Origin of the sequence: Paucibacter sp. Y2R2-4 (assembly GCF_025717535.1) — a bacterium.
Lineage (GTDB): Bacteria > Pseudomonadota > Gammaproteobacteria > Burkholderiales > Burkholderiaceae_C > Paucibacter_A.
Genome location: NZ_JAJIRO010000002.1, coordinates 137,945 through 164,426 on the forward strand (window position 1 = coordinate 137,945; position 26,482 = coordinate 164,426).

Annotated in this window: 16 protein-coding genes; 8 read left to right on the forward strand and 8 right to left on the reverse strand. The window is 62.2% G+C overall.

The genetic code is table 11. The annotated features are described in order from the left end of the window. Positions 1 to 54 precede the first annotated feature (54 nt). Genes lpdA through aceE form a run of 3 tightly spaced genes read right to left on the reverse strand, consistent with a single transcriptional unit; the run spans position 55 to position 6,324 of the window. Positions 55 to 1,884, reverse strand: coding sequence for a dihydrolipoyl dehydrogenase (lpdA, locus tag LNV06_RS07540; protein WP_263537647.1), 1,830 nt, complete (start codon positions 1,882 to 1,884; stop codon positions 55 to 57). Positions 1,885 to 1,898: 14 nt separating this feature from the next. Continuing rightward, positions 1,899 to 3,578 (reverse strand): dihydrolipoyllysine-residue acetyltransferase, encoded by a 1,680-nt coding sequence (aceF, locus tag LNV06_RS07545; RefSeq protein ID WP_263537648.1) that lies wholly within the window; start codon positions 3,576 to 3,578, stop codon positions 1,899 to 1,901. Positions 3,579 to 3,612: 34 nt separating this feature from the next. Continuing rightward, the gene (gene aceE / locus LNV06_RS07550; protein ID WP_263537649.1) at positions 3,613 to 6,324 is read right to left on the reverse strand and encodes a pyruvate dehydrogenase (acetyl-transferring), homodimeric type; all 2,712 of its coding nucleotides are present in this window, start codon (positions 6,322 to 6,324) and stop codon (positions 3,613 to 3,615) included. A 217-nt stretch (positions 6,325 to 6,541) separates the two neighbouring features. On the opposite strand from aceE, the gene LNV06_RS07555 reads away from it, so the two are divergent. The 4 genes from LNV06_RS07555 to LNV06_RS07570 all read left to right on the forward strand — a co-directional run bounded on the left by LNV06_RS07555 (position 6,542) and on the right by LNV06_RS07570 (position 12,888). Further along, positions 6,542 to 9,121, forward strand: coding sequence for a PAS domain-containing sensor histidine kinase (locus LNV06_RS07555; RefSeq protein ID WP_263537650.1), 2,580 nt, complete (start codon positions 6,542 to 6,544; stop codon positions 9,119 to 9,121). Next, on the forward strand, positions 9,118 to 9,750 hold the full coding sequence (locus tag LNV06_RS07560; RefSeq protein ID WP_263537651.1) for a response regulator transcription factor: 633 nt from the start codon (positions 9,118 to 9,120) through the stop codon (positions 9,748 to 9,750). Before LNV06_RS07555 ends, LNV06_RS07560 begins: the two co-directional genes overlap by 4 nt. A 137-nt stretch (positions 9,751 to 9,887) precedes the next feature. Next, positions 9,888 to 10,742 carry a bifunctional methylenetetrahydrofolate dehydrogenase/methenyltetrahydrofolate cyclohydrolase FolD gene (gene folD / locus LNV06_RS07565; protein WP_263537652.1) on the forward strand — a complete coding sequence of 285 codons (855 nt, stop codon included), beginning with the start codon at positions 9,888 to 9,890 and terminating at the stop codon, positions 10,740 to 10,742. Between the two features lie 124 nt (positions 10,743 to 10,866). Beyond that, the gene (locus tag LNV06_RS07570; protein ID WP_263537653.1) at positions 10,867 to 12,888 is read left to right on the forward strand and encodes a M3 family metallopeptidase; all 2,022 of its coding nucleotides are present in this window, start codon (positions 10,867 to 10,869) and stop codon (positions 12,886 to 12,888) included. A 38-nt stretch (positions 12,889 to 12,926) separates the two neighbouring features. Here LNV06_RS07570 and LNV06_RS07575 read toward each other — a convergent pair whose 3' ends face one another. Continuing rightward, positions 12,927 to 14,246: a sensor histidine kinase gene (locus LNV06_RS07575; RefSeq protein ID WP_263537654.1), complete on the reverse strand. Its 1,320-nt coding sequence runs from the start codon at positions 14,244 to 14,246 to the stop codon at positions 12,927 to 12,929. Further along, complete coding sequence (locus tag LNV06_RS07580; RefSeq protein WP_263537655.1) at positions 14,227 to 14,967, reverse strand: response regulator transcription factor; 741 nt, start codon at positions 14,965 to 14,967, stop codon at positions 14,227 to 14,229. The genes LNV06_RS07575 and LNV06_RS07580 overlap by 20 nt, the downstream gene beginning before the upstream one ends. A gap of 404 nt (positions 14,968 to 15,371) precedes the next feature. On the opposite strand from LNV06_RS07580, the gene LNV06_RS07585 reads away from it, so the two are divergent. The 3 genes from LNV06_RS07585 (at position 15,372) to LNV06_RS07595 (ending at position 21,068) form a co-directional block, all read left to right on the forward strand. Further along, on the forward strand, positions 15,372 to 16,331 hold the full coding sequence (locus LNV06_RS07585) for a PEP-CTERM sorting domain-containing protein (RefSeq protein ID WP_263537656.1): 960 nt from the start codon (positions 15,372 to 15,374) through the stop codon (positions 16,329 to 16,331). A 751-nt stretch (positions 16,332 to 17,082) separates the two neighbouring features. Further along, positions 17,083 to 20,148 carry a beta strand repeat-containing protein gene (locus LNV06_RS07590; protein ID WP_263537657.1) on the forward strand — a complete coding sequence of 1,022 codons (3,066 nt, stop codon included), beginning with the start codon at positions 17,083 to 17,085 and terminating at the stop codon, positions 20,146 to 20,148. A 47-nt stretch (positions 20,149 to 20,195) separates the two neighbouring features. Continuing rightward, complete coding sequence (locus LNV06_RS07595) at positions 20,196 to 21,068, forward strand: sterol desaturase family protein (protein WP_263537658.1); 873 nt, start codon at positions 20,196 to 20,198, stop codon at positions 21,066 to 21,068. A gap of 45 nt (positions 21,069 to 21,113) precedes the next feature. Here LNV06_RS07595 and LNV06_RS07600 read toward each other — a convergent pair whose 3' ends face one another. Further along, entirely contained in the window at positions 21,114 to 23,924 is a 2,811-nt protein-coding gene (locus tag LNV06_RS07600; RefSeq protein WP_263537659.1) for a M16 family metallopeptidase, read from the reverse strand. Positions 23,925 to 24,072: 148 nt separating this feature from the next. Between LNV06_RS07600 and LNV06_RS07605 the strand changes: the two genes are divergently transcribed. Beyond that, positions 24,073 to 24,921, forward strand: a complete 849-nt coding sequence (locus LNV06_RS07605) for a PA4780 family RIO1-like protein kinase (protein WP_263537660.1) — start codon at positions 24,073 to 24,075, stop codon at positions 24,919 to 24,921. 27 nt (positions 24,922 to 24,948) lie between these two features. On the opposite strand, the gene LNV06_RS07610 is transcribed toward LNV06_RS07605, so the two are convergent. Both LNV06_RS07610 and LNV06_RS07615 read right to left on the reverse strand, forming a co-directional pair. Further along, positions 24,949 to 25,206 (reverse strand): DUF3297 family protein, encoded by a 258-nt coding sequence (locus tag LNV06_RS07610; RefSeq protein ID WP_263537661.1) that lies wholly within the window; start codon positions 25,204 to 25,206, stop codon positions 24,949 to 24,951. Between the two features lie 115 nt (positions 25,207 to 25,321). Then, positions 25,322 to 26,359, reverse strand: coding sequence for a toll/interleukin-1 receptor domain-containing protein (locus tag LNV06_RS07615; protein WP_263537662.1), 1,038 nt, complete (start codon positions 26,357 to 26,359; stop codon positions 25,322 to 25,324). Positions 26,360 to 26,482: the final 123 nt, after the last annotated feature.

The window sequence follows — 26,482 nt, forward strand, 5'->3', positions numbered from 1 at the left end:
AAAAAAACCCCGGCAGCAGAGCAGCGGGGCTTTGTATCGTCAGCGCGGCTGACTTTATTTGCGGGTCGGCGGCAAATCCGTACAAGAACCATGTGCCACTTCCGCCGCCATGCCGATGCTTTCGCCCAGCGTAGGGTGCGGGTGGATGGTCTTGCCGATGTCCACCGCATTGGCGCCCATCTCGATCGCCAGGGCAATCTCGCCGATCATGTCGCCGGCATGGGTGCCGACAATGCCGCCGCCCAGGATCTTGCCGTGGCCGTGGGCTTCTTCGCTGTCGTCAAAGAGCAGCTTGGTGAAGCCTTCGTCGCGGCCGTTGGCGATGGCGCGGCCGGATGCCGTCCAGGGGAACAAGCCCTTCTTGACCTTGATGCCTTGGGCCTTGGCCTGGTCTTCGGTGAGGCCGACCCACGCCACTTCGGGGTCGGTGTAGGCCACGCTGGGGATCACGCGGGCATCGAACTGGCTCTTGGCTAACTTCGCATCGCCCAGGATGGCGCCGGCCGCCACTTCGGCCGCCACATGGGCCTCGTGCACGGCCTTGTGCGCCAACATCGGCTGGCCGACCACATCGCCGATGGCGAAGATGTGCGGCACATTGGTGCGCATCTGCACGTCCACATTGATGAAGCCGCGGTCGGTCACCGCCACGCCGGCCTTGTCGGCGGCAATCTTCTTGCCATTGGGCGTGCGGCCCACGGCTTGCAAGACCAGGTCGTAAGTGCCTTCGCTCTTGGTCCCGTCCAGGCCCTCGAACTGCACCTTGATGCCTTCGGGTGTGGCGGAAGCGCCGACCGTTTTGGTCTTCAACATGATGTTGTCGAAGCGCTTGGCGTTCATCTTTTGCCAGACCTTGACCAGGTCGCGGTCAGCGCCTTGCATCAGACCGTCCATCATCTCCACCACATCCAGGCGGGCGCCCAGGGTCGAGTAAACGGTGCCCATTTCCAAGCCGATGATGCCGCCGCCCACGATCAACATCTTCTTCGGCACGTCCTTCAGCGCCAAGGCGCCGGTGGAGTCAACGATGCGCTCGTCATCGGGCAAGAATGGCAGACGCACGGCTTGCGAGCCGGCCGCGATGATGGCCTGCTTGAAGTGCACTGTCTTCTTAACTCCGGTCTTGGCTTGACCGTCGCCGGTGGTTTCTTCCACTTCGACATGGTTGGCGTCGATGAAGTGGCCATAGCCGCGCACGGTGGTGACCTTGCGCATCTTGGCCATCTGCGCCAAGCCACCGGTCAGCTTGCCGATGACCTTTTCTTTGTGGCCGCGCAGCTTGTCGATGTTGAGGGTCGGCGCGCCGAACTCAACGCCCAGGTCGCCCAGGTGCGAGACCTCGTCCATCACCGCCGCCACATGCAGCAGGGCCTTGGAGGGGATGCAACCGACGTTCAGGCAGACGCCACCCAGCGTGGCAAAACGCTCCACCAGAATGACCTTCAGGCCCAGATCGGCGGCGCGGAAGGCGGCCGAATAGCCGCCGGGGCCGGCACCCAACACCAACAGGTCGCAGCTGAAATCGGCGTTACCGGTGTAGGCAGCGGCGGCGGTGGGCGCCACCACGGGCGCTGCAGCAGCGGGCGCAGGGGCTTGTGCCGGAGCCGCTGCAGCGGGCGCTGCAGCAGCTGCAGTCGCAGCGCCATCCGCGCTCTCCAGCGCCAGCAGCACCGTGCCCTGGTTGATCTTGTCGCCCAAGGCGACTTTGATCTCTTTGATCACGCCGGCGTGCGAGGACGGGATCTCCATCGAGGCCTTGTCGGACTCCACGGTGATCAGGCTTTGGTCCACCGCCACGGTGTCGCCCACCTTGACCAGCAACTCGATGATGGCGACATCTTTGAAGTCACCGATATCGGGAACGAGAACATTCACTAGTGCCATAACTCAGCTCCCGATCAGAGCACGATGCGGCGGAAGTCCGCCAGCAGCGATGCGAAATAGACGTTGAAGCGCGCAGCTGCAGCACCATCGATGACGCGGTGGTCCCAGCTCAAGGAGAGCGGCAGCATCAGGCGCGGCTGGAAGGCCTTGCCGTCCCACTTGGGCTCGATCTGGCTCTTGCACACGCCCATGATGGCCACTTCGGGCGCATTGATGATGGGGGTGAAATAGCGGCCGCCGATGCCACCCAGCGAGGAGATGGTGAAGCAACCACCGCTCATCTCGGCGGGGCCCAGCTTGCCGTCGCGGGCCTTCTTGGCCAGCTCGCCCATTTCGGCGCTGATCTCGAAGATGCCCTTTTTGTCGGCGTCCTTGATCACTGGCACGACCAGGCCATTCGGCGTGTCTGCCGCGAAGCCGATGTTGTAGTACTTCTTCAGCACCAACTTCTGAGCGTCGCCCTCGCCTTCCAACGAGGCATTGAACTCGGGGAACTTCTTCAAGGCTGCCACGGCGGCCTTGATCATGAAGGCCAGCATGGTGACCTTGACGGCGGCCGGGTTCTTCTCGTTTTCCTTGTTCGTTTGAACGCGGAAGGCTTCGAGCTCGGTGATGTCGGCATCGTCGTGGTTGGTCACATGCGGGATGACCACCCAGTTGCGGTGCAGATTGGCGCCGCTGATCTTTTTGATGCGAGACATGTCCTTGCGCTCGATGGCGCCGAACTTCTCGAAGTCGACCTTGGGCCAAGGCAGCAGGCCGGGCAAAGCGCCGCCACTGGTCGAGGCAGCGGCAGGTGCGGCAGCCTTTTGCGCCAGCGTCTGCACGGCGCCGGCCATCACCGACTTCACAAAACCTTGCAGGTCGATGTCTTGGATACGGCCATGCGGGCCACTGCCCTTCACTTCTTCCAGCGGCACGCCCAACTCACGCGCCATCTTGCGGATGCTCGGCGAGGCGTGCGGCAGCTTGGTCTTCAGCACGGTCGGGTCATGCGCAGGAACGACAGCGACGGGCGATGCGGCTGCAACGTGTGCTGCTGCGGCAACTGGCGCGCTGGCAGCCACAACAGGCGCAGCGGCAGCCACAGGTGCCGGTGCAGCCACGGCAGCAGCCGACTTGGACTCCACCACGGCCAACAGCGAGCCCTTGGCCACCTTGTCGCCCAGCTTGACCTTCAATTCCTTGATGACGCCGGCATGTGAGGACGGAATCTCCATCGAGGCCTTGTCGCTCTCCACCGTGATCAGGCTTTGCTCGACCTTGATGCTGTCACCCACCTTGACGAAGACCTCGATGACCGACACCGACTCGAAGTCGCCGATATCGGGCACGAAGACCTCGACCAGGGCGCTCGCTGCAGCTGCTACAGGCGCAGCGGGGGCAGCGGCAGCCACGGGTGCAGCTGCAGGTGCTGCGGCAGGAGCAGTTGCGGGGGCCGCAACAGCCGCTTCACCAGCGGCTTCCACCAGCAAGATCAAGCTGCCTTCATTGACCTTGTCGCCGATGGCGATCTTGATTTCCTTGACCACGCCGGCCGCCGAGCTGGGGATCTCCATCGAGGCCTTGTCGCTCTCAACGGTAATCAGACTTTGCTCTACCGCAACCGTGTCACCCACCTTGACCATCAATTCGATGACGGCCACATCCTTGACGTCCCCAATATCGGGAACCTTGACTTCTACCAATGCCATGTTTCTAGCTCCGTAACGCCAAAGTTTGACGCGCTTAGGCGTACAGCGGGTTGATCTTATCGGCCTTGATGCCGTACTTGGCAATGGCTTCCGCCACGGTGGCCTTGGGCAGCTTGCCTTCATCGGCCAGCGAGTTCAGAGCGGCCACGACGATGTAGTGGCGGTTGATCTCGAAGTGCTCGCGCAACTTGCTTCGGAAGTCCGAACGGCCGAAACCATCGGTGCCCAAGACCTTGTAAGAACGGCCGGCCGGCACAAAGGCGCGGATCTGTTCGGCGTAGTTCTTCATATAGTCGGTCGAGGCAATCACCGGGCCAGTGGTCTGGCTCAGTTGCTGGCCCACGAAGCTGTTGCGCTGCTCATCGCTGGGGTGCAAGAGATTCCAACGCTCCACGTCCTGACCTTCGCGGGCCAGTTCGTTGAAGCTTGGGCAGCTCCAGACATGAGCGCCCACGCCCCAGTCGGCTTCCAACAAGGCCTTGGCGGCCTGGCTTTCGCGCAGGATGGTGCCAGAGCCGAGCAGATTGACCGTCAGCTTTTTGTCGCCAGCGGCTTCGTCCAGCAGGTACATGCCCTTCAGGATCTGCTCTTCGGTGCCGGTCTTGAGGCCCGGCATGGCGTAGTTCTCGTTCAGCAGCGTGATGTAGAAGTACACGTTCTCCTGGTTCTCGACCATGCGCTTCAGGCCGCTGTGCAGGATCACCGCCACTTCATGCGCGAAGCTGGGGTCATAGCTGATGCAGTTCGGGATGGTGCCGGCCAGGATGTGGCTGTGGCCGTCTTCGTGCTGCAGGCCTTCGCCGTTCAGTGTGGTGCGGCCCGAGGTGCCGCCCAGCAAGAAGCCGCGCGCTTGCATATCGCCCGCCGCCCAGGCCAGGTCACCAATACGCTGGAAGCCGAACATCGAGTAGTAGACGTAGAACGGGATCATCACGCGGTTGTTCGTCGAGTACGACGTTGCCGCAGCAATCCAGCTGGCCATGCCGCCGGCTTCGTTGATGCCTTCTTGCAGGATCTGGCCGTCCTTGGCCTCGCGGTAGTACATCACCTGGTCTTTATCGACCGGGGTGTAGTTCTGACCTGCGGGGTTGTAGATGCCGATCTGGCGGAACAGGCCTTCCATACCGAAGGTACGGGCCTCATCGACCAGGATGGGCACGACGCGCGGGCCCAGATCCTTGTCGCGCAGCAACTGGGTCAGGAAGCGCACATAGGCTTGCGTGGTCGAGATTTCACGGCCTTCGGCGGTGGGCTCGAGCACGGCCTTGAAGGTCGAAAGCTCCGGCACGGTGAAGCTCTCTTCAGCCTTGACGCGGCGCTGCGGCAGGTAGCCGCCCAAGGCCTTGCGGCGCTCGTGCAGATAGCGCATTTCGGGCGTGTCGTCGGCCGGCTTGTAGTAAGGCAGCTTGGGCAACTCGCTGTCCGGGATGGGAATGCCGAAACGGTCGCGGATGTACTTGATGTCTTCGTCGGTCAGCTTCTTGGTCTGGTGGACGGTGTTCTTGCCCTCACCGGCCTTGCCCATGCCATAGCCCTTGACGGTCTTGACCAGCAGCAAGGTGGGCTGATTGGATTCATTGTTATGGGCCGCATGGAAGGCCGCAAAAACCTTCTCGGGCTGGTGGCCACCGCGGCGCAGATCAAAGATCTCTTCGTCGCTCATGTGCTCGACCAGCTTGGCGGTCTCGGGGTACTTGCCGAAGAAATGCTTGCGCACATAAGCGCCGTCATTGGCCTTCATGGCCTGGTAGTCGCCGTCGACGGTTTCCATCATCAGCTGCTTGAGCTTGCCGCTCTTGTCGCGCGCCAGCAGCTCGTCCCAGCCCTTGCCCCAGATCAGCTTGATGACCTTCCAGCCGCTGCCGCGGAACTCGCCTTCCAGCTCCTGGATGATCTTGCCGTTACCGCGCACCGGGCCGTCCAGGCGCTGCAGATTGCAGTTGATGACAAAGACCAGATTGTTCAGGCCTTCGCGAGCGGCCAGGCCGATGGCGCCCAGCGATTCCGGCTCGTCCATCTCGCCGTCGCCCATAAAGGCCCAGACCTTGCGGTTGGCGGTGTCGGCAATGCCGCGGGCATGCAGATACTTCAGGAAGCGCGCCTGGTAGATGGCCATCAAGGGGCCCAAGCCCATCGAGACGGTCGGGAACTGCCAGAACTCGGGCATCAGCTTGGGGTGCGGATAGCTGGACAAGCCCTTGCCATCGACTTCCTGGCGGAAGCTGTCGAGTTGCTCTTCGCTCAGTCGGCCTTCCAGGAAAGCGCGGGCGTAGATGCCGGGGGCGCTGTGGCCCTGGATGTAAAGCAGGTCGCCGCCGTGGTTTTCATTTTCGGCATGCCAGAAATGATTGAAGCCGGCGCCCAACATCGAGGCCAGCGAGGCGAAGGAGCCGATATGGCCGCCCAGGTCGCCACCGTCCGCGGGGTTCAGGCGATTGGCGCGAACCACCATGGCCATGGCGTTCCAGCGCATATAGGCGCGCAACCGCTTTTCGATCTCGATGTTGCCCGAGCAGCGCGCCTCTTGGTCGGCCGGGATGGTGTTCACATAAGGCGTGGTGGCCGAGAAGGGCACGTCGATGCCGGCCTGGCGCGCGTGATCAATCAGTTGGTTGAGCAAGAAATGCGCACGTTCGCTGCCCTCTTCACCGATGACGGCGGACAGCGCGTCCAGCCACTCTTTGGTCTCCAATGAATCGGTGTCATTGGCGGCGGCGCCTAGAAACGACTGCGGCTGAGCGGACATCTTGCTTGTCTCCATCTGGGTTGAATCAGGCAGGCCACTCAAGGATTTGCGAGCAGCACTACCCCATGGTTTAGAGGTTCACGTCGAAATGCGTTTGCGCGAGTGTCTCACAAGTTTTATTCACTCTCAAATTGTGCGAAGACGTTTCATATAATGAAATTATCAAGAATGAAGCGGCCGGCCGGGCTCGACTGCAAGCACCCGGATAATCGAGGGCATGCCGAATGCTTTCGATCTCAAAAACGCCTTGAGGCGCCTGCTCTTGCCCACCCAACGTCTGGCCACCGGATGGTGGCGCCGCCAGTCTCCGGCCCGCCAAGACCGCTTTGCCACCCTCGGGCCGCTGATCTCCGTCTTGCTGTTTCTGACCGCGATCATCCTGGCCTTTTGGTATTTGCGGAATGAAGAAAACGAGCGCGAAGACGAGGCCGTCAAACGCGACACCGAGATCGCTCAGCAACAAATCCGCCTGCGCCTGATTGAGAACCAAGAGCAGCTGATGCGCATTGCGCGCGAGATCGTGACGCGCGCGGTGGACACCCATGAGTTCAGCGCCCAGGCCAAGAGCTTTGCGCGCGAACGGCCCGAGATCACCCACGTCAGCTGGATCAACAACCGGCGCGAAACCCGGGCCAGCGTCAGCGGCGCGGGCTTTCAAGACGAAGCCTTGATGCAGACCGATGGCATGGACCCGTCCATGCCAATTGCCAACCAGTCCAGCCCGCCCGAGCTGGCCTTCTTGGCCGCCAAGGAGCGCCGCCAGCCCACCTACTCGGCGGCCTTCCACGACTACAACTCGACCACGGTGTTCCAAGTGCAGGTGCCGCTGATCGACCGCACCGGCTTCTCCGGCGTCTTGATCGCCGAGTATTCGGTCGAGGCGCTGCTGCGCTATTACGTACGCTCGGAAGTCACAGCGCGCCATGTGGTGGCGATCCTCAATCCCAACGAGCAGGTGCTGGCCAGCACCGTCACCCAGATGCCGGGGCGCAAAACCAAGCGCGCTTCGATTCTCTATGAAGTGCCACTGGCACCGGCGATGAACGGCCTGGTCTTGCGCGGCGAGGGCTATCGCACCTCCATCGGCCTGATCAGCAACACTTTGTTCTGGATGGTGGTGGCGCTGTCCACGCTGACCGTCTGGATGCTCTTGGGCACCTGGAAACATATGCGCCGGCGCCTGCAAATCCAGAACGCGCTGACCTCGGAAACCAATTTCCGCCGCGCCATGGAAAACTCCATGCTGACCGGCATGCGCGCCATGGACATGGAGTCGCGCATCTCCTACGTGAACCCGGCCTTTTGCGCCATGACCGGCTTCTCAGAGGCCGAGATGATTGGCCGCAAGCCGCCCTTCCCCTTCTGGCCACCGGACCGCATCGAAGAAAACGCCCGCTTGCTGCAGCAAGAGTTACAAGGCCGCAGCCCCGCCGGCGGCGTGGAAGTCAAAATCCTGCGCAAAGACGGCACCAGCTTTGACGGCCGCGTCTACATCTCGCCGCTGGTGGACACCAAGGGCAAGCAGACCGGCTGGATGACCTCGATGACCAACATCACCGAGGCCAAACGCGTACGCGACCAACTCTCGGCCTCGCATGAACGCTTCACCACGGTGCTGGAGGGCTTAGATGCGGCGGTGTCGGTGCTCTCGGTACAGCAAGGCGAGCTGCTGTTTGCCAACCGCAGCTACCGGCTTTGGTTTGGCGCTGACCCGGCCGGGCACGCGCTGCTGTCCGGCAGCCAATTGGCCCGCGTTGCCGAGACTGAGCCCGATGAAGACGTGGACGACTACTCCGGCCTGCCGGCCCAGGCACTGACCGAAACCGGCTCCGACCCGCGCGAGGTCTATGTCGAATCGTTGGAGATGTGGTTTGACGTGCGCGCCCGCTATCTGCAGTGGACCGACGGCCGCCTGGCGCAAATGTTGATCGCCACCGACATCACCACCCGCCGACATGCCGAGGCGCAAGCCGCCTTGCAGGCCGAGCGTGCGCAAATGACCAGCCGTTTGATGACCATGGGGGAGATGGCCTCCAGCGTAGCTCATGAGTTGAACCAGCCGCTCACCGCCATCACCAATTACTGCAACGGCATGGTCTCGCGGGTGCGCAATGACGCGATCCAGAAAGACGATCTGCTGGCAGCGCTAGAAAAGACCGCCAAGCAAGCGCAGCGCGCCGGCCAGATCATTCACCGCATCCGCAACTTCGTGAAACGCAGCGAACCCAAACGCGAAGCGGCGCAAGCCAGCGACATCGTTGAAGACGCGGTCGAGTTGGCCGGCATCGAGTTGCGACGCCGCAATGTGGCCATCCACACCTATGTGGCGCAGCGTCTGCCGCAGCTGATGGTGGACCCCATCCTGATCGAACAGGTCTTGATGAATCTGCTGAAGAACGCCGCTGAAGCCATTGACAACGCCGGATTGCCGGCTTCGCGTCGCCATATTGAACTGCGCGTGGTGCCCAAACACACGCCGGAATTGGGCGGCCACATCGACTTCTCGGTCACCGATATGGGCCCCGGCATGCCCGAAGAAGTGATCGCGCGAATGTACGAAGCTTTCTTCTCCACCAAGGCCGATGGCATGGGTATCGGCTTAGGGTTATGCCGGTCTATTGTGGAGTCTCACCAGGGCCGGATCCGTGCGGAGAACTTATACAATGGGGAAGCTATTGTGGGCTGCAGGTTCGCCTTCAGCATCCCGGTAGATATCTCCCGTACCGAGACGCCCGGTCTGACAATCCAAAACACTACGGCCTCCGGGCCTGCTGTAAACCAAACTGCGACACCATGAGTCTGATTCCGAAAAAGGGTAATGTCTACGTTGTCGATGATGACGAGGCCGTGCGTGATTCCTTGCAATGGCTGCTGGAAGGCAAGGACTACCGGGTCAAATGCTTTGATTCCGCCGAATCTTTCCTGAGCCGTTACGACCCCCGTGAAGTCGCCTGCCTGATTGCCGACATCCGCATGGAAGGGATGAGCGGCCTGGAGTTGCAAGACCGTTTGCTGGAACGCAAGAGCCCCCTGCCCGTGGTCTTCATCACCGGTCACGGCGATGTGCCCATGGCCGTCAACACGATGAAAAAGGGTGCGATGGACTTCATCGAAAAGCCCTTCAAGGAAGACGAGTTGGTGGCCCTTGTCGAGCGCATGCTGGACCAAGCCCGCAATGCCTTCTCCACCCACCAAGAAGCCGCCAGCCGCGACGCCCTGCTGCAGCGCCTGACCACCCGCGAATCGCAAGTGCTGGAGCGCATCGTCGCCGGCCGCTTGAACAAGCAGATCGCCGACGACCTGGGCATCAGCATCAAGACCGTGGAAGCGCACCGCGCCAACATCATGGAAAAGCTCAACGCCAACACGGTCGCCGACCTGCTGAAGATCGCCTTGGGCGCTTCGGCGGCTCCCGCCAAGGCTTGAATTTAGGCCTGAGTCTTTGAGTTCCCACTGATCCACCACCGAGCCGCATCTTGCGTGCTTGAACGAGGCCGCTGATCGCTCAGCGGCCTTTTGCGTTTCTAGAATCCCTCCCTAGCCTGTACCTGGAGTTCACTGACATGACTGCAAAACTGATTGATGGCGTCGCCTTGTCTCAACAACTGCGCGCCGAAGTGGCCCAGCGCGCCGCCGCCCTCACCGCCAAAGGCATGAAGCCCGGCCTGGCCGTCATCTTGGTGGGCGAAGACCCAGCCAGCCATGTGTATGTGCGCAACAAGGTCAAGGCCTGCGGCGATGCCGGCCTGCACTCGGTGCTGGAGAAGTACGAAGCTTCGATGAGCGAGGCCGAACTGCTGGCCCGCATCGACGCCTTGAACCGCGACCCCAGCATCCACGGCATCCTGGTGCAAATGCCGCTGCCCAAGCACATCGATCCGCACAAGGTCATTGAAGCGATTGCCACCGCCAAAGATGTGGACGGCTACTCGACGCTGAGCGCTGGTGAGTTGATGACCCAGTTGCCGGGCTTTCGCCCCTGCACCCCTTATGGCTGCATGAAGCTGATTGAAAGCACCGGCTACGACCTGCGCGGCAAACATGCGGTGGTGATCGGCCGCTCCAACACCGTGGGCAAGCCCATGGCCTTGCTGCTGCTGCAGGCCAATGCGACCGTAACGATTTGCCACAGCGGCACGCCGGACATTGGCTATCACACCCGTCAGGCCGATGTGGTGGTGGCCGCCGTGGGCCGCCGCAATGTCTTGACCGCCGACATGGTCAAGCCCGGCGCCGTGGTCATCGATGTGGGCATCAACCGCAATGACGAAGGCAAGCTCTGCGGCGATGTGGACTTTGACGGTGTGAAAAACGTGGCCGGCTGGATCACCCCCGTGCCTGGCGGCGTGGGCCCCATGACCATCACCATGCTGCTGGTCAACACCATCGAGTCGGCCGAGCGCGCGGCTGGCGTCTGACCTGCGCCTGCCCGCCCAGCTGCAAGCCCGGCAGCCTGGCAATGCCAGGCCGGCGGGCTTTACTCGGATTGATTCGGCTTGGTCCACGCAGCACTGATGCGCGTGGACGACTTGGAGAAGCACTATGAACCCCTTGCTCAGCACCGCCGCCTTACCCGCCTTCGCACAAATTCGCCCCGAGCATATTCAGCCGGCCATCGAAGCCTTGCTGGAAGAGTCTCGTGCCGCCCTGGCTGAGGCGACGGACCCGGCCACGCCGGCCGACTACGACCGTTTGTCCGCCACCCTGGGCGTGGCCACCGAGCGCTTCGGCGCGGCCTGGGGCGCCGTCGGCCACCTGAATGCTGTGGCCAACACGCCCGAACTGCGCGAGGCCTACAACGCCATGCTGCCGCCGGTCACCGAGTTCTTCACCGCGCTGGGTGCCGACGAGAATCTCTACGCCAAATACAAGGCAATCGCCTCGGCGCCGAATGCCGCCAGCCTGAGCCCGGCGCGCCAGCAAGCGCTGAAGAACTGGCTGCGCGACTTTGTGCTCTCGGGCGCCGAATTGCAGGGCGAGGCCAAGGAACGATTTGCCGCCATCCAGGAGCGCGCCGCTGAGTTGGGCCAGCAATTCTCTGAACATGTCTTGGACGCCACCGATGGCTTCGCCTACTACGCCAACGAGGCCGAGATGCGAGGCGTGCCGGACGACGCCAAACAAGCCGCCCGCAGCGCCGCCCAGGCCGAGGGCAAAGACGAAGGCTACAAGCTCACCCTGCACTTCCCCAGCTATCTGCCGGTGATGCAGTACGCCGAAGACCGCGCCCTGCGCGAGCGCCTCTACACCGCTTATGTGACCCGTGCCAGCGAGCTGGCCGGCAAGCCCGAGCAAGACAACACGGCCATCATCGAAGAGCTCTTGAAGCTGCGCCAGGAGGAAGCCGCGATCCTGGGCTTTGCCAATTACGCCGAAGCTTCGCTCGTGCCCAAGATGGCCGATTCGCCCGCCCAGGTGCTGGAGTTCTTGCGTGACCTGAACCGCCGCGCCCGCCCCTTCGCCGAGAAGGACCTGGCCGAGCTACGCGAGTTTGCCGACAAGGAGCTGGGCTTGAGCGATCTGCAGGTCTGGGACAACGCCTACGCCTCCGAGAAGCTCAAGGAGGCCCGCTACGCCTTCAGCGACCAAGCGGTGCGCCAGTACTTCACCGTGCCGCGCGTGCTGGCTGGCTTGTTCGACATCATCGAGCGCCTCTTCAACGTCAAGATCAGCGAACAAGAAGCCGAGGTCTGGCACGAATCCGTCAAGTTCTACCGTTTGGAGCGTGAGGGCAAGCTGGTGGGCCAGTTCTACCTGGACCTCTATGCCCGCCCCGGCAAGCGCCCCGGCGCCTGGATGGACGAGGTGCGCAGCCGCTGGGCGCGGCCCGAAGGTGCACAGCAAACGCCGGTGGCGCAGCTGGTTTGCAACTTCTCTTCGCCAGTGGGCGATAAGCCGGCCTTGCTGAGCCATGACGATGTGACCACGCTCTTCCATGAGTTCGGCCACGGCCTGCATCATCTGTTGACCCAGGTGGACGAGTTGGGCGTGTCCGGCATCTCCGGCGTGGAATGGGATGCGGTGGAGTTGCCCAGTCAGTTCATGGAGAACTTCTGCTGGGAATGGGAGGTGCTGCAGCAGCTCACCGCCCATGTGGACAGCGGCGAATCGCTGCCGCGCGAGCTGTTCGACAAGATGAATGCCGCCAAGAACTTCCAAAGCGGCTTGCAGACCTTGCGCCAAATCGAGTTCGCTTTGTTCGATATGCGCTTACATGCCGAGCCCGGCTCTGAAAGCGCGGTGCAAGCGCTGCTGGACGAAGTGCGCGCGGAAGTGGCGGTGATCCCCGCCCCGGCCTTCAACCGCAGCCAGCACAGCTTCTCGCATATTTTTGCGGGCGGCTATTCGGCCGGCTATTACAGCTACAAATGGGCCGAGCTGCTGAGCGCCGATGCCTGGAGCGCCTTCGAGGTGGAAGGCGTTTTCAATGCCGCCACTGGACAGCGTTATCTGCAAAACGTGCTGGAAGTGGGCGGCTCACGCCCGGCGATTGAGAGCTTCAAAGCCTTCCGCGGCCGCGAGCCGCAGATCGACGCCTTGCTGCGGCATCAGGGCATGAGCTGATCGTCAAACCCGCCTTCCTCTGCAGCCGTTGAGCCAAGTCAGCGATGCAGCGGCAGGCGCGCCCTGACCTGGTGTCGACCGTCCACTTGAGCAAACGACAGCTCACCCCCCAAACGCAAGACGGTCTGCTGCACGATGGCCAAGCCCAGACCGAAGCCTGGCAGGTTTCGGCTGGCATCACCTCGGGCAAAAGCTTCCATCAAGCGGCCATCACCGCCGGGTGGCAGTCCCGGCCCCGCGTCTGAAACGATCAGCAAGGCCCAGTCCTGCTCAGGCCTAGAAATTTCAACCGCGACCGGCGCACCGCCGTGCTTGATCGCGTTGTCGATCAAGTTGGCGATCAAGCGCTCGATCAACAAGCCGTGAGCCTTGCTCAGCAGCAACACCTCAGGCGCATGCAAGACCAAGTCCTGCGCTGGGCGATCAAACCCGGCCACGGCTCGCTGAGCCGCGATGACGAGGTCCACCTCTTCACCCAGATCGACCGCACTGGTACGCACAAACTCCAAAAAACTGGCGGTGAGCCGGTCGGCATGATCGACATTGCGCGTGATGCTGGCCACTCCGTCCGCGTTATCGGCCGACTCCGGCAGCATCTCGGCGGCCAAGCGGATGCGACTCAAAGGGCTGCGCAAGTCATGCGACACACCGGCCAGCAAGAGCGCACGTTCGCGCTCGTTGCGCTGCAGGCGCTCGGCCAAGCTTTGGTAGGCGGCTGCAATGGCGACCAACTCCGGCGGTGCCTTGCTGGCTTTCGGACTGAGTTCGAAAGTGCCCTGCTGATGACCGCTCTCCGCATGGGCCTGCATGCGCAAACGCAACTGCGCCAATGGCCCCGTCAAGTCTCGAGCAAAACTCCTGCTGACCCAGGCAATCACCAACAGCATCAGGACCAGACCCACAGTCATCCGAGGCGCCCAATGCGGCAAGGCCGCGGTGGCAGCGGCACTCATCCAAAATGATGAGGTTTCGCCCGCCAAGCGCGCATGCACCCACAGCCGGATTTGGCCCTTGCTGCAATTGATCCAGACCTGATCCGCCGCCACGCCAAGCCGCGCTAACTCTTGAATGAATTGACTGGGCGCCGGCCAATCGCTCACTTGCAGCTTGAGCCCTTCAGGCGGCCCCGCATCACGCCGTATGTCAGTGACCAGCCCGTATGCCGGCAATTCGATGGGACTGTTGACACGAAGGGATTGAACCACCTGCGGCGCCAAAGAGGCCGCCAAATGGGGCGCCAACAATTGGTTGCGCTCCACCACCAACAGTCCACCAAAGACGAGGACAAAGCCGGCCAGCAGCACCCCCTGAGCCAGCACCAAACGCAGAAACAGCGAATCAAAGCGTTTTGGGATCATCCGCACCCAGGCTCTGTGACGGTGCGGCGCCTCTTGGCACAAAGGCATAACCCTCACCTCGAACGGTTTCTATCCAATCACTGTTCGGCAAGGCCTGAGCCAGGCGACGGCGTAAGCGGCCCACCTGCACATCCACTGTCCGGTCTTGGGGTCGATAGCTGCCCGCCTGCACCGCTTCACTCAGTTGCTCACGCGAAACCGCTTGACCGGGGGTGCGGATCAACTCCAGCAAAAGCCGGAACTCAATGCCGGTGAGCACGATCACTTGCTCGTTCGCCAGCACTTCGCGGCGCAGCAAATTGATGCTTAGCGGGCCGAAACTCCATGTGGTGGTCGGCTGCGCCGGCACCGGCGTTTGGCGTCTGATCAGGGCTCGCAAGCGTGCCACCAATTCGCGCTTCTCAAACGGCTTGGCCAGGTAGTCGTCAGCCCCCAACTCCAAACCCAGCACACGGTCAAAAGGGTCGCCGCGCGCGGTCAGCATCAGGATTCCTAAGCTGGGGTACGCCGCCCGCCAACGCCTGCACAAATCCATGCCACTGGCATCGGGCAACATCACATCGAGCAGCACCACCGCCGGCAGCGCCTCAGTCAGCGCTGCTTCCGCCTGGGCGGCATTGTGAGCCGCACGCACCGCCCAACCCTCCGCTTGCAAAAGGCGAAGCAACATGGCGGAGAGCTCGACATCGTCGTCGACCAAGAGCAAAGAAGGCTGAGACATCAAGAGCGCCGCCGAAGAGAAAAGATGTAAAGGCCAAGACAGCAGAGCGCTCGATCGTAAGCCAAACAGCGCTAAGCCTTGTACGACATTGCCGCAGCAAATGCGACAGCGCTGTCATGAATTGTCGCGTTATGTCGCACACGCCGAGGGCGAATCTTCCGACACTCTCTCGGCAGCGCTGCTTGGGCCGTAAGTCGAGGGGCGCGGCAGTGCAAGTCGCCAGCTTTGTCACTTGTTCGTCCGCCAGCGATCGAGAACTCAAAAACCATGCTCAGGGAAAAGATGGTGCGCAAATTGGACTTTCTTAACCGCTGTGAATCGAAGCACTCGACTTGCATGTCACGTTCTTGCGATCTCCATCCCAACCATCAAAGCTCCTAAAACGGAGCCAGGGAAGAAACATCATGATCAATTCTTCGTCTATTGCGCGTGCCGCCCTGGGTGGCTTGACTGGACTCTTGCTATGGGGTCCGACCGCGGCTTCGGCCAGCACGAACTACAGCGTCCCAGCAGATTTCAATCGACCCGGGTTTGCCTCAACGCAGCCCTGGGATATCAATGACAACGGTGTCATCGTCGGTCGATCCGATGACGAAAGCTTTCTCTACAGCGCCGGGGCGTTTACCAGCTTCAGTCACCCAGACGGCGCGAGCAGCACTGGATTAACTGGGGTCGCTAATGATGGCACGCTGGTCGGCAGCTACTGGACGGCGGTGCCCGACGGTCCCAGTATTCAACATAGCTTCATCTACTCGGCTGGCAACTTCACGGCCTTTGAGATTGCCGGCTCCAGCGGCACATCGATTCGAAACATCTCGTCAAACGCAAGGTATCTGACTGGAACTGCCAACAACGCAACTGGAGGCGTCTATGCCTTCGCCTTTGACCGTTTGACCCAAACCTTGACCAAGCTCAGTGTGGCGGGCGACAACAGTTCTATCGCTCAAGGAGCCAACTCATCGGGTCTCGTCACCGGAAGTTTCACTCGCCCAGCCAATGCCGGTGGATCCGGGGCCTTTATCGTCGACCTGAACACCATGACTCGCACCGAGTACTTTGGTATTGCTGGCATTGGCGTCCCTCGTTTTCGCGACATCAATGACTCGGGCGTGGTCTCTGGCTTTGCGGGCGCGACAGCAATCGTCGGCAAACCCGGCGATTGGGCCGTATTCACTCCCACCGACAACAATTCGATGGGAAGCTACGGGCTCAACAATAGCGGCGCACTTGTGGGCTGGACTCAAGACGGCACGACATCCAACTACAGCGGCTGGGTTGCCACACCGGTCCCTGAGCCAGCGAGTTGGGCATTGATGGCACTCGGCCTGTCGGGTCTGGCGCTACGCAAACGCCGCCAAACCTGATTTCCAAGCTTGGCTGGACGGGGCTTATCGCCTGAATGTCAGTCCACCCCGCGTCCACCGTTCATGAAGGTTTGTCTTCAAAAGCCAGTGGTCGACTGGCCCCTAGCGCTGGGTCACTAGATCGAAGACCGCGATCTCTTGTTCACGGCGAACGACACACAAGCAGATACCGTGCGCCGGCTTGCATAGCGGCACGCTGAGCGCCATGGGCCGAGACCCTGTCACGCTGGCTGACAGCAGTACCTGAGCCCACACAAACTCAGGACTAGCAAATCAAGTCGCTTCAGTCTCCTGCACCTCTGTGTCCACTGAGGGCGCAGCGCCTCGCTGCACAAACGCATAGTCACTAAACGCACGACTTCGATCCAATCGCTGTTCCTCAGGGCGAGAACAGCCGACGATGCATCGTCCCCACCTGCCAAACCACAGCAGGGCTCCGAGGCGGCTGCCGCCGGCCCCACGCGTTTTCACCCCTGGCTCACGCAATGCCGCTGGACCGAAAGTGCGGACCAATTCCAGCAAGAGCCTGAACTCTATGCCGGCAGCCGCCAAGACAGTGCAGCGGCAAATGCGACAGCGCTGTCATGAATTGTCGCGTTATGTCGCACACGCCGAGGGCGAATCTCCGGACACTGCCTTCGCTGTGAATCGATGCCTAGGTGACCCCAATGCTGACCCTTTGTCAGGCGAGTGCTCCGGGCAATACAGCGAACTCACTCACACATTGATCTTGAGCCTACAGGGAGCATTCATGAACACCACCCCTTCCATCGGGAATCGCCACGCCCATCACGTCCATCCTTCCTTGCCGCGCAAACTTCATCCGTCCGCGCTGTGCTTGGCTCTGGCCACAGCGCTAGGCATGGGTATCGCAAATCCGGCTGAAGCTGCCGTGTGGACCTGGACCGGTGCGACCACCACGCCCGGAGGCCCCACTGCCTTGTGGAGCACGGCCGGCAACTGGAGCGGCGCCACGGCCGGCGTGCCCAAGGACGGTGACTCCCTGATCTTCAACGGCAACAAGGCACCGCTGCAAATCATCGACATCTCCGGCACCACCGCCCAGGTCTTGCAACTGAAGGACATTGCCTTCACCGCCGATGCCACCGACTTCATCCTGACGCCGAAAGCATCGGCACCCACCACCCTGAAGCTGAGCGGCAACATCAGCAATCTGGGCCAGCGGCAGACCTTCAACGTGGCCGTGGAGGCTATGGGCGGCAGCGCCGAGCAGATCTGGAATGGCGGCAGCAACGGCATGCTGCTCAGCAATGCCTGGCTTTCCGGTAGCAACACCAAGCTGACCCTCAGCAACAATGTGGCAATTCAAAAGGGCGGCTCCATCAACCTGGGCAGGCAGGCGGGTGATGCCCTGACGCTCAACATCACCTCGGGCAGCTCGGCCAGCGTCAACCTGCTGAGCGTGGGCCAGACCGCACTGAGCCAGGGCACTATCGTGGCCGACGGCACCAACTCCAAGCTGCTAAGCAACAGCCTGGACATCGGCGGCTTCGGCACCGGCCTGCTGACCGTGCAGAACGGCGCCGAGGTCACCAACAGCGGCATCGGCAAGTTGGGCGCCGACACGGGCAGCAGCGGCACGGGCAAGGTCACAGGCGCGGGTTCGCGCTGGGTCAACACCGGTGGCGGCTTTGAAGTGGGCGACCAGGGCAGCGGCAACCTCAGCATCGAGGCCGGCGGCCAGCTCAACACCTTCAACAGTCATCTGGGCTATGGCGTCAATGGCAAGGGCACCGTCCAGGTCAGCGGCACCGGTTCCAAATGGCTCACGCAAGACCTGACGGTCGGCCATGCCGGCAGCGGCAGCCTGTCGATCGACAAAGGCGGCGTGGTCAGCAACAGCAGCGGCGCACTGGGCGCGCTGCAAGGCAGCCGAGGCACGGCGACGGTCAGCGGCAATGGCTCGCAGTGGGCCCTCAGCGCCGACCTGCTGGTCGCTGGCGCCGGCTCGGGTACGCTGAGCATTGCCGACGGCGGCAAGGTCAGCGCACGCACGCTGACGATTGGCGGTCAAGGCACGGTCACCCTCGATAGCGGAACCTTGCAAATCGCCAACGCTGTGGTGAACAGTGGGGGCAACTTCAGCTGGATCCAGGGCACGCTGGCCTACACCGGCAACGCCGCTCTCGGCTCGGCCCTGCTGCCCTCGTTCAGCAACCTCGCCGGCGGCAAGACCTTGAACGTGGCTCAGGTGCTGACGATTGACTCCGCCAGCAGCCTGACCCTCAGCGGCGGCAAGGCCAGCGCCGGCAGCCTGGTCTTGCAGGGTCAAGCCGAGCTGGGCAGCTTCAGCGAGCTCAGCGTCGGTACCGGGGGTATGAACAGCAGCGGCGTGCTGCTCCTTAGCGGCGGCACGCTGCGCACCGCAGGCACGGCGGTGAACGCAGGCGTGTTGGACGGCGTGGGCACCATCACCGGCAGCGGCGGCTTCAACAACGCCGGCTTGCTGCGCCAAGGCGCCGGCACTCTGGTTCTGAGCAGCACCGGTCTCAACGAAAACACAGGCAGCTGGGACCTGCAGGCCGGCCGTAACCTCAGCCTGCAAGGCGCGGACCTGAACAACCGCGGCAGCCTAAATCTGAACAACGGCTTCGTGACCGGCAGCGCTGCCTTGGTCAACGGCGCGCAGGGCAGCATCAGCGGCAGCGGCCGCATCAGCACGGCCTTCAGCAACAACGGCAGCCTGATCGTCGACGCCGGCCGCACCCAGATTGACGCTGCCTTCGTCAACCGGGGTCAGGTCTTGCTGAGCAGCAATGCCGCCAATCTGGCCGGCGGCCAGATCGACAACCGCGGCCTGATCCAGGGCTTCGGCAAGGTCAACAACAACCTCGCCCAAGCCGACAGCAGCGGCAGCATCGAAGCCCAAGGCGGCACGCTGACCCTGGCCGGCCAGATCGTCGGTTCCAATCGCGGCATTCTGGCTGCGGGCAATGGCGGCAAGCTGCTGATCAGCCAAGGCCTGGCCAGCAATGCCGGCCAGATCCAGCTCAGTGGCGGCACGCTGGACAACAACGGCAAAGCCCTGGTCAACGAGGCCGGTGGCAGCATCAACGGATTCGGCAGCCTGCGTGCCGGCACGCTGAGCAACAAGGGCCAGATCTTCCTGAGTGGCGGCACTTCAGAGCTGCGCACCGACATCGTGGCCAGCGCTGGCAGCGAGATCGTGCTCTCGGGCCAAAGCAACACCAGCTTCTACGGCACGGTGGAAATCATGAAAGACGCCGAGTTGCGCGTCTCCGAAGGCTCGGTGGCCACCTTTGCCGGCCTGGTCAAGCAGCGCACCGGCTCCGACGTCAATGGTGATGGCAAGATGTTCTTCGAAGGTGGCCTGGCGCTGGGCAACTCGCCAGGCTACGGCTACATCCAAGGCTCGGTCACTTTTGCCAGCAGCAACTTTTACGAGGCCGAGATTGGCGGCACCGCTGCCTGCACCGTGGTGACCTGCGCTCTGGGCTCCCCGCTGGTGGACAGCAGCTTTGACAAGCTGGTGATCGGCGGCGCCTTCAAGTTCGGCGGCACCTTGACGCTGAAATCTTGGAATGGCTTTGTGGCACAAGCCGGCCAGAGTTTTGACCTGCTGGACTGGGGCAGCAGCAGCGGCACATTCAAGGCCATCGATGCCTCGGGACTCACTCTCGCCGCGGGCACCCAGTTGGACTACAGCCAGCTCTACACCAACGGCACGATCTCGGTGACGGCTGTGCCTGAGCCCGAAACCTATGCTCTGATGCTGGCTGGGCTCGCTGCCATTGCCTTCGTGGCACGCCGGCGCAGCGCCAAGACGCAGGCCTGAGAGAAGCGCCGAGCAGGGGCCAAGGTGGAGCGCGAGAAAGGCGCCTCATGGACAGCCCCTTGCCCTGGTTGCTGGCCCTGCTCGGCCTGGTCGTGTTCAGTGCCACGCTCGAGGGATTGGTGCGCAGCTTCGTGCTGCGCCTGCCCTATGACTGGGCGGCGTTTGCGGCCTCATTGGCTGATTTTGCCGGCCGCCGCGCCATCGACGGCCTGGGCTTGTCTTTGGCCGCGCCTTTGCTGAATTGGGTCTACGCCCATCGACTGCAGACGCTGACCCTGACCGAGCCGCTCGACTACTTGCTGCTGTTCTTGGGGCAAGAGCTCTGTTTCTACGGTTATCACCGTGCAGCCCACCGTGTGCGCTGGTTTTGGGCCACCCATGCGGTGCACCACTCCCCCAATGAGTTAAGCCTAGCGGCGGCCCTGCGCTTGGGCTGGACCGGCAAGCTCAGCGGCACGGCGATCTTTTTTCTGCCCTTGATCTGGCTGGGCTTCTCGCCGCAGGCCGTCGCGGCCGCGGTGGCCGGCAATCTGCTGTATCAATTCTGGCTGCATGCCACCTGGATACCCAAGCTGCCCGCCGCTTTCGAGTGGGTTTTCAACACACCCTCGCACCACCGCGTGCACCACGGCTGCAATAGCGAATACCTAGACTGTAATTTCGGCGGCGTGCTGATCGTGTTTGACCGCCTTTTCGGCAGCTTTGTTGAGGAGCGCAAGGATCTCGAGATCCGCTATGGGCTGAGCACGCCGCTGTACAGCTACAACCCATTGCAAATCGCCACCCATGCCTGGGCAGCTCTGGCAAGAGATGTGTGGGGAGCGAAAAGCAGCGGGGCTGTCTTGAAAACACTTTTGGGGCCGCCCGATCATGGGCCGAAGCAGCAAGACGAAAGACGCAGCACGAATCGGCTCCAATGAAAAAAACCGGCCGAAGCCGGTTTCTCGTCATCTAAACCGAGGGCCTCAAGGCTTGTCTTTGAAGTCCCCCGCCGTCGAAATCACAAAGCCATCGCGCCGCACATAGCGCTTCCAAGCAGCGTTGACCTGCTCCAAGGTGGCGGCCTGGATGGCAGCGTCGCGTTGGGCGACATAGGCCCAGTCCTTGCTGCGATCGGCCAGCAGATTCAAGGTGCCGGCCAGCTGAGCTTCGCTGGCTCGCGACTGCAGTCGAGATTCGGCAATGTCCTTCTTGGCGCGCGCCAACTCGGCCTCGCTGATGCCGCCCTCTTCCATCAGGCGCAACTCGTCTTGCACCAGGCTCAGCACCGCCTCGCGGTTCTGCGGCGCGAAGCTGCCGCCGATGGACAGGCCCGCATCATTGCCCCAATAAGGCGCCGACAGCTGGGCGCCAATGCCATAGCTCAGACCCGCTTGCTGACGCACACGCGTTGACAAGCGGCTTTCCATCGCCCCACCCCCAAACACATGGGTGGCAAGCATCAAGGGCACAAAGTCAGCATCGGCCTCGCTGAGCTTGAAGGACTGCGCCATCGCCAGCACGGCATTGGCCTTGTCTTTGGCGCTCACATCAAAGCGCGCTGCGGGCACCGCCACATAGTCTTGCAGCTGCCGTTTGAAGCGCGGCGCGGCCGGCTTTTTCCAATTGCCAAAGCCTTGCTCAAGCGCCGCTTCCAGGCCCTGAGGAATGGCACCCACCACGGCCACCTGCACCTCATTGGCCGACCAATAGTCGGCGTGGAAGCTGCGCACATCGGCCAACTGCACCGATTGCAGATGCGCCAGGCGCTCGTCCAAACTCATCACATAGTCGGGATGCCCCAGGCTGACGCCGCGGGCGCGGTTGCTGTGCCCGCGGGTGGCTTCGCTCATCAGCACGCCCAGGTCCTGGCGCGACGATTGCAAGCCCGCCAGCTTGGCCTGCTTGTCGCGATTGAAGGCCTCTTCCGGCAAGAGCGGCTGCTTCATCAAATCCGCAGCCAGCTTCAAGACCTCCAACAAGCTGTCTTGTTCAGCCTGGATGTGCAGCGTGGCGCCCTGGTCGCCGCTGGCGATGGAGAGCCCGGCCTTCAAGCGAATCAAGGCGTCTTGCAGAGCCTGCTTGCTCAGGCTGGGGCTGCCTTCCATCATCAACTCACCCACCCAGCCGGTGCCACGGCGTGCGAAGGTGGCATCGCGCTCACCCCAGTGCAGTTGCATCTGCAACTGCACCGCATTGCCACGGGTGCGCTTATTCAAGGTCTGCAAGGCGATACCGCTGGGCAGCAGCTTGCGCTGCGTGCGCTCTTGCAAATGCGCCGGCGTGGGATCGAAGCGCTCACCCTCCTCCACCTTGGGCGGGCCTTTCAACTGGGCCAAGCGCTCATCCAAGGCGGGCGTGGCGGGAATCTCCACCCGCGTCACCACCTCGGCCGGCAAGTAGCGACCCAAGGTTCGGTTGGCCGGCTGCAAATAGGCTTTACGCACCCGTTCGACATCGGCCAAGGTGACACGCGGCAGGTCTTCCATCAGTTGGAACAGCAAGCGCCAGTCCCCGGCTCCGAGCAGATTGGAGATTTGCTGAATCAGGCCTTCCGGGTTCTTCATCTGCTCCCGGTAAGAGTTCAGCGCCACATCGCGCACCCGCTGCATCTCGGCCTCTTCGAAGGGCTTACCAGCGCGCCCTTCCACCAGGTCGAGCAAGAGTTTTTCAACCTTGTCGACATCAGCCGGCGTTGGCGGAATCGCCATGGCGGTGATGCCGCCCGGCGCTTGCCCCCCCAAACCGCCCAAGGCGGCATGCAGAGCGATCTTGGTCTCGACCAATTCCTTGTAAAGCTGGCCGCTGGGCGGCATGGACATCAACAAGCCCAAGACCAGCAAGGGCGCGGAGTCAGCATGCGCAATCGCGGGCACATGGTAGTAGGCCAGCAAGGCCGGCTGGCCACCCACACGCCGCACCACCACCGTGCGCTCGCCGTCTTGCGCCGGCTCTTGCGTATAGGTTTGCGGCAGCGCTTCCACCGGCTTCTTCAAGCCCGCAAAGTGGCGCGTGATTTGGGCGAGCGTGGTGGCCTTGTCAAAACGGCCGGCTACCAGCAAGGTGGCGTTATCGGGCCGGTAGTGGCGCTTGTAGAAGGCTTGCAGCCGCTCGATCGGCACATTCTCGATATCGCTCTTGGGGCCGATGGTGGCGTTGCCATAGGGGTGCCAGTCATAGGCCACGGCTTGCACGCGCTTGTAGAGCACCGAGAACGGTGCCGTCTCGCCGCGCTCAAACTCATTGCGGACCACGCTCATTTCCTTGTCCAGATCGGACTTGGCGATGAAGCTATGGACCATGCGGTCAGCCTCCAGCGCCAGCGCGAAATCCAGGGTTTCGGGGCTGGCGTTGAAACTGCTGAAGTAATTGGTTCGGTCCATGGTGGTGGTGCCGTTGTAGCGAATGCCCTTGGCAGCGAAAGCGCCGGGAATGTCGCGGTGGGTCGGCGTGCCTTTGAACACCAAGTGCTCCAGCAAATGCGCCATGCCATATTCGCCCTGAGACTCATGCCGGCTGCCCACCCGGTAAGTGATGTTCACCGTGGTGGTGCTTTGCGACTCATCGGGGAAGAGCAAGATCTGCAGTCCATTGGGCAGGCGGTACTCCTCGATGCCGCCGAGTTCACGTACAAACTCAGGCTTGGCCGCTGGCGCCGTGATGGCGGCGACTTGGGCTGTGGATGAAGCCTGCGCGGGCTTGCGCTCTTTGGCCAGGGCCGGACTGGCTTGCGCAGAAGCGAAGGCCAAGAACAAGGTCAGGCTCAGACTAGAAAGTTGAGAGGGACGAAGCAACATCGCGATACAAACTCCAGGTTCGACATCAAGCGCAGCCCCTCCAACACACGAGAGACGGGCCTGCGAGAACGGCATTCTGAGGCCTGTACCCGCGTCCGAATCTAGGCTTGGTATTTATTGCCAAGCTTGCGCTGACAATAGATGCTCTATGAAAACACCGAAACGCCTGCAGTCCCTGCTCGAAGAAGGCTTGATCGACGCTGTCTCCCGCCAATTGATGAGCGGCAAAGAGGCCCAAGTCTTTGTGGTTCAGTGCGGCGACGAGACCCGCTGTGCCAAGGTCTATAAAGAAGCCACCCAACGCAGCTTCCGGCAGGCGGTGGACTACACCGAGAACCGCAAGGTCAAAAACAGCCGTGAGGCGCGCGCCATGGCCAAGGGCAGCAAGTTCGGCCGCGAGAAGCAGGAAGAAGCCTGGCAAAGCGCCGAGGTCGATGCGCTATACCGCTTGGCTGCGGCCGGCGTGCGCGTGCCCAAGCCCTTTAACTTCTTCGAAGGCGTGCTCTTGATGGAGTTGGTGGTGGATGCGGAGGGCAGCGCGGCGCCGCGCCTGAACGATGTGCAGTTCAAGCCCGAAACCGCGCGCTTGCATCATGCCACCCTGGTGCGCGAGGTGGTGCGCATGCTGTGCGCCGGCATCGTGCATGGCGACTTGTCAGAGTTCAACATCCTCTTGGCCGCCGATGGGCCGGTCATCATTGACCTGCCCCAAGCGGTGGACGCGGCGGGCAACAACCACGCCAAGCGCATGCTGCTGCGCGATGTAGAGAACCTGCGCAACTTCTTCGGCCAGTTTGCGCCCGACTTGCTGCAGAGCGACTACGGCCACGAGATCTGGGCGCTGTTTGAGCGCGGCGGGCTGACACCCGAAGCGCCTTTGACCGGCCGCTTTGTGCACAAGGCGCGGCCGGTGGATCTGCGCGGCGTGATGCGGGAGATTGACGATGCCCGCGACGAAGACGCCGCAAGGCGGCTGCGCATGACACAGCCCCGCTGAGCCTTTCAGCGAAAGGTCAGTGGCAAATCAACGGTAGAAGGCTTCCACCCGGCCCTTGAGCTTGAGCATCATAGGGTTGCCCTTGCGGTCCTTGGCCTTGCCTGCAGGCACCTTGACCCAGCCTTCGCTGATGCAGTACTCGGCCACATCGAAGCGCTCGATGTCATTGAAACGGATGCCGATGTCATGCTCAAACACCGCAGTGTCATGGAAGGGGCTGCGCGGGTCGATGGACAGACGATCAGGAATGGCAGGGCGGTCTGCGGTGCTTGCTACTTCGCTCATGGCGGGGACTTTCTTCTTTTGAAGTGGATTCAGAGACCCACGATTTTCCAGGATTTATGGACGCTCCACCGCCATCATCAGATTCTTCTTCCGCAAAGGCCTAGACTTGCGCCGGCTAACGGAACATTTGCGCGGCAAAAGGTCCGTTCGGCCCCAAGCACTGCCCCACCATGCTGGCGTGGTCGGCGGCCAGCTGCATATTGCAGTTGGCAGAAATCGGGGCCTGGCCGGCGACTTGAAACGTCATGGCAATGCGCAAGAGTGTGCCGTCGAGTTCACCGCGTCCGCCGCCAAAAGGCTGACCATTCACTTCGGCACTGAGTTGGATCTGCCGGCCGCTCTGCTGCAGCTGATAAATCTCGCCGCTCAAAGACCGCCACATGCCGGCCAGATTGGGCAAGGCCGGCGCGGTTTTTGCCGCCTCCTCTTGCTGCAGCGTTTGCGCCAACTGCGGAGAGACTTGCTGCACCACAGGCCGCGCAACACCGGGTTCTTGCTGCTGTGTGGCGGCGCCGGCTTGCGCCTGTGTGTCCTCTGTCGCCTTATTGCCCTCGACCAACAAGCTCAGCACGATAAGCCCAAACACGCCCAGCCCCATCCCCACCCACAGTTGTTTGCGCCCTGATTTGGGCGGCATCGGCGCCGGCTCAGGTTTTTCGGCCTTGTCCGCTGAGCTTGGCTTCAAGTGCAAACCGGGCACGCGCTCCAGCGTCTCGATCAAGCGCTGCAAATCGCCGCGCCAGCGCGCGTCGGCCAAATCCATGCTTTGGCGACGCACCAGGGGCTTCAAGTCCTCCGGCAAATCACTAGCATCGGGCAAAGGCGTGCCTTCAATCAGCACCGGCACCACCCGCACATTTCGGCGCAAAGCAGTGGCGATCTCCTGCCGAATCCAGTCCTCGGGCAAGTCCAAACGCCGCTGACCCTGGGCGTTTTGTATCGTCAACCAGTTGGGGCCAATCAACACCAACATCACCGAGCAAGAGGCCAGTGCCGTGTCGAGTGACTGGGTGAAGTCCAAGCCCAGGCTGATGCCCTCGATGTCGCGAAAAATACTGTCCGAACCGAAGGCTTGGGCCAGGTCATCGGCCAAACGACCGGCGACATGGCGCGAGTCGTCGCGTCGGTAACTGATGAAAATACCTGCTGCCACTGCGCTTCCTTTCGCTGCCATGCCCAGTCCCGGGCTGATTGCTCAAGGACGTTCAGCCGCCATGCGAACGCCATCGGGACGTCATACGGACGCCACGCACTGTGCCACGTTCCCCGTGGCTGA

Bases quoted from the DNA above. Each gene is read 5' to 3' on its own strand.
- LNV06_RS07585 (WP_263537656.1), top strand. From the start codon at position 15,372: ATGATCAATTCTTCGTCTATTGCGCGTGCCGCCCTGGGTGGCTTGACT.
- aceE (WP_263537649.1), bottom strand. From the start codon at position 6,324: ATGTCCGCTCAGCCGCAGTCGTTTCTAGGCGCCGCCGCCAATGACACC.
- LNV06_RS07555 (WP_263537650.1), top strand. From the start codon at position 6,542: ATGCCGAATGCTTTCGATCTCAAAAACGCCTTGAGGCGCCTGCTCTTG.
- LNV06_RS07575 (WP_263537654.1), bottom strand. From the start codon at position 14,246: ATGATCCCAAAACGCTTTGATTCGCTGTTTCTGCGTTTGGTGCTGGCT.
- LNV06_RS07600 (WP_263537659.1), bottom strand. From the start codon at position 23,924: ATGTTGCTTCGTCCCTCTCAACTTTCTAGTCTGAGCCTGACCTTGTTC.
- LNV06_RS07560 (WP_263537651.1), top strand. From the start codon at position 9,118: ATGAGTCTGATTCCGAAAAAGGGTAATGTCTACGTTGTCGATGATGAC.
- LNV06_RS07570 (WP_263537653.1), top strand. From the start codon at position 10,867: ATGAACCCCTTGCTCAGCACCGCCGCCTTACCCGCCTTCGCACAAATT.
- LNV06_RS07610 (WP_263537661.1), bottom strand. From the start codon at position 25,206: ATGAGCGAAGTAGCAAGCACCGCAGACCGCCCTGCCATTCCTGATCGT.
- lpdA (WP_263537647.1), bottom strand. From the start codon at position 1,884: ATGGCACTAGTGAATGTTCTCGTTCCCGATATCGGTGACTTCAAAGAT.
- LNV06_RS07580 (WP_263537655.1), bottom strand. From the start codon at position 14,967: ATGTCTCAGCCTTCTTTGCTCTTGGTCGACGACGATGTCGAGCTCTCC.
- aceF (WP_263537648.1), bottom strand. From the start codon at position 3,578: ATGGCATTGGTAGAAGTCAAGGTTCCCGATATTGGGGACGTCAAGGAT.
- folD (WP_263537652.1), top strand. From the start codon at position 9,888: ATGACTGCAAAACTGATTGATGGCGTCGCCTTGTCTCAACAACTGCGC.
- LNV06_RS07595 (WP_263537658.1), top strand. From the start codon at position 20,196: ATGGACAGCCCCTTGCCCTGGTTGCTGGCCCTGCTCGGCCTGGTCGTG.
- LNV06_RS07605 (WP_263537660.1), top strand. From the start codon at position 24,073: ATGAAAACACCGAAACGCCTGCAGTCCCTGCTCGAAGAAGGCTTGATC.
- LNV06_RS07590 (WP_263537657.1), top strand. From the start codon at position 17,083: ATGAACACCACCCCTTCCATCGGGAATCGCCACGCCCATCACGTCCAT.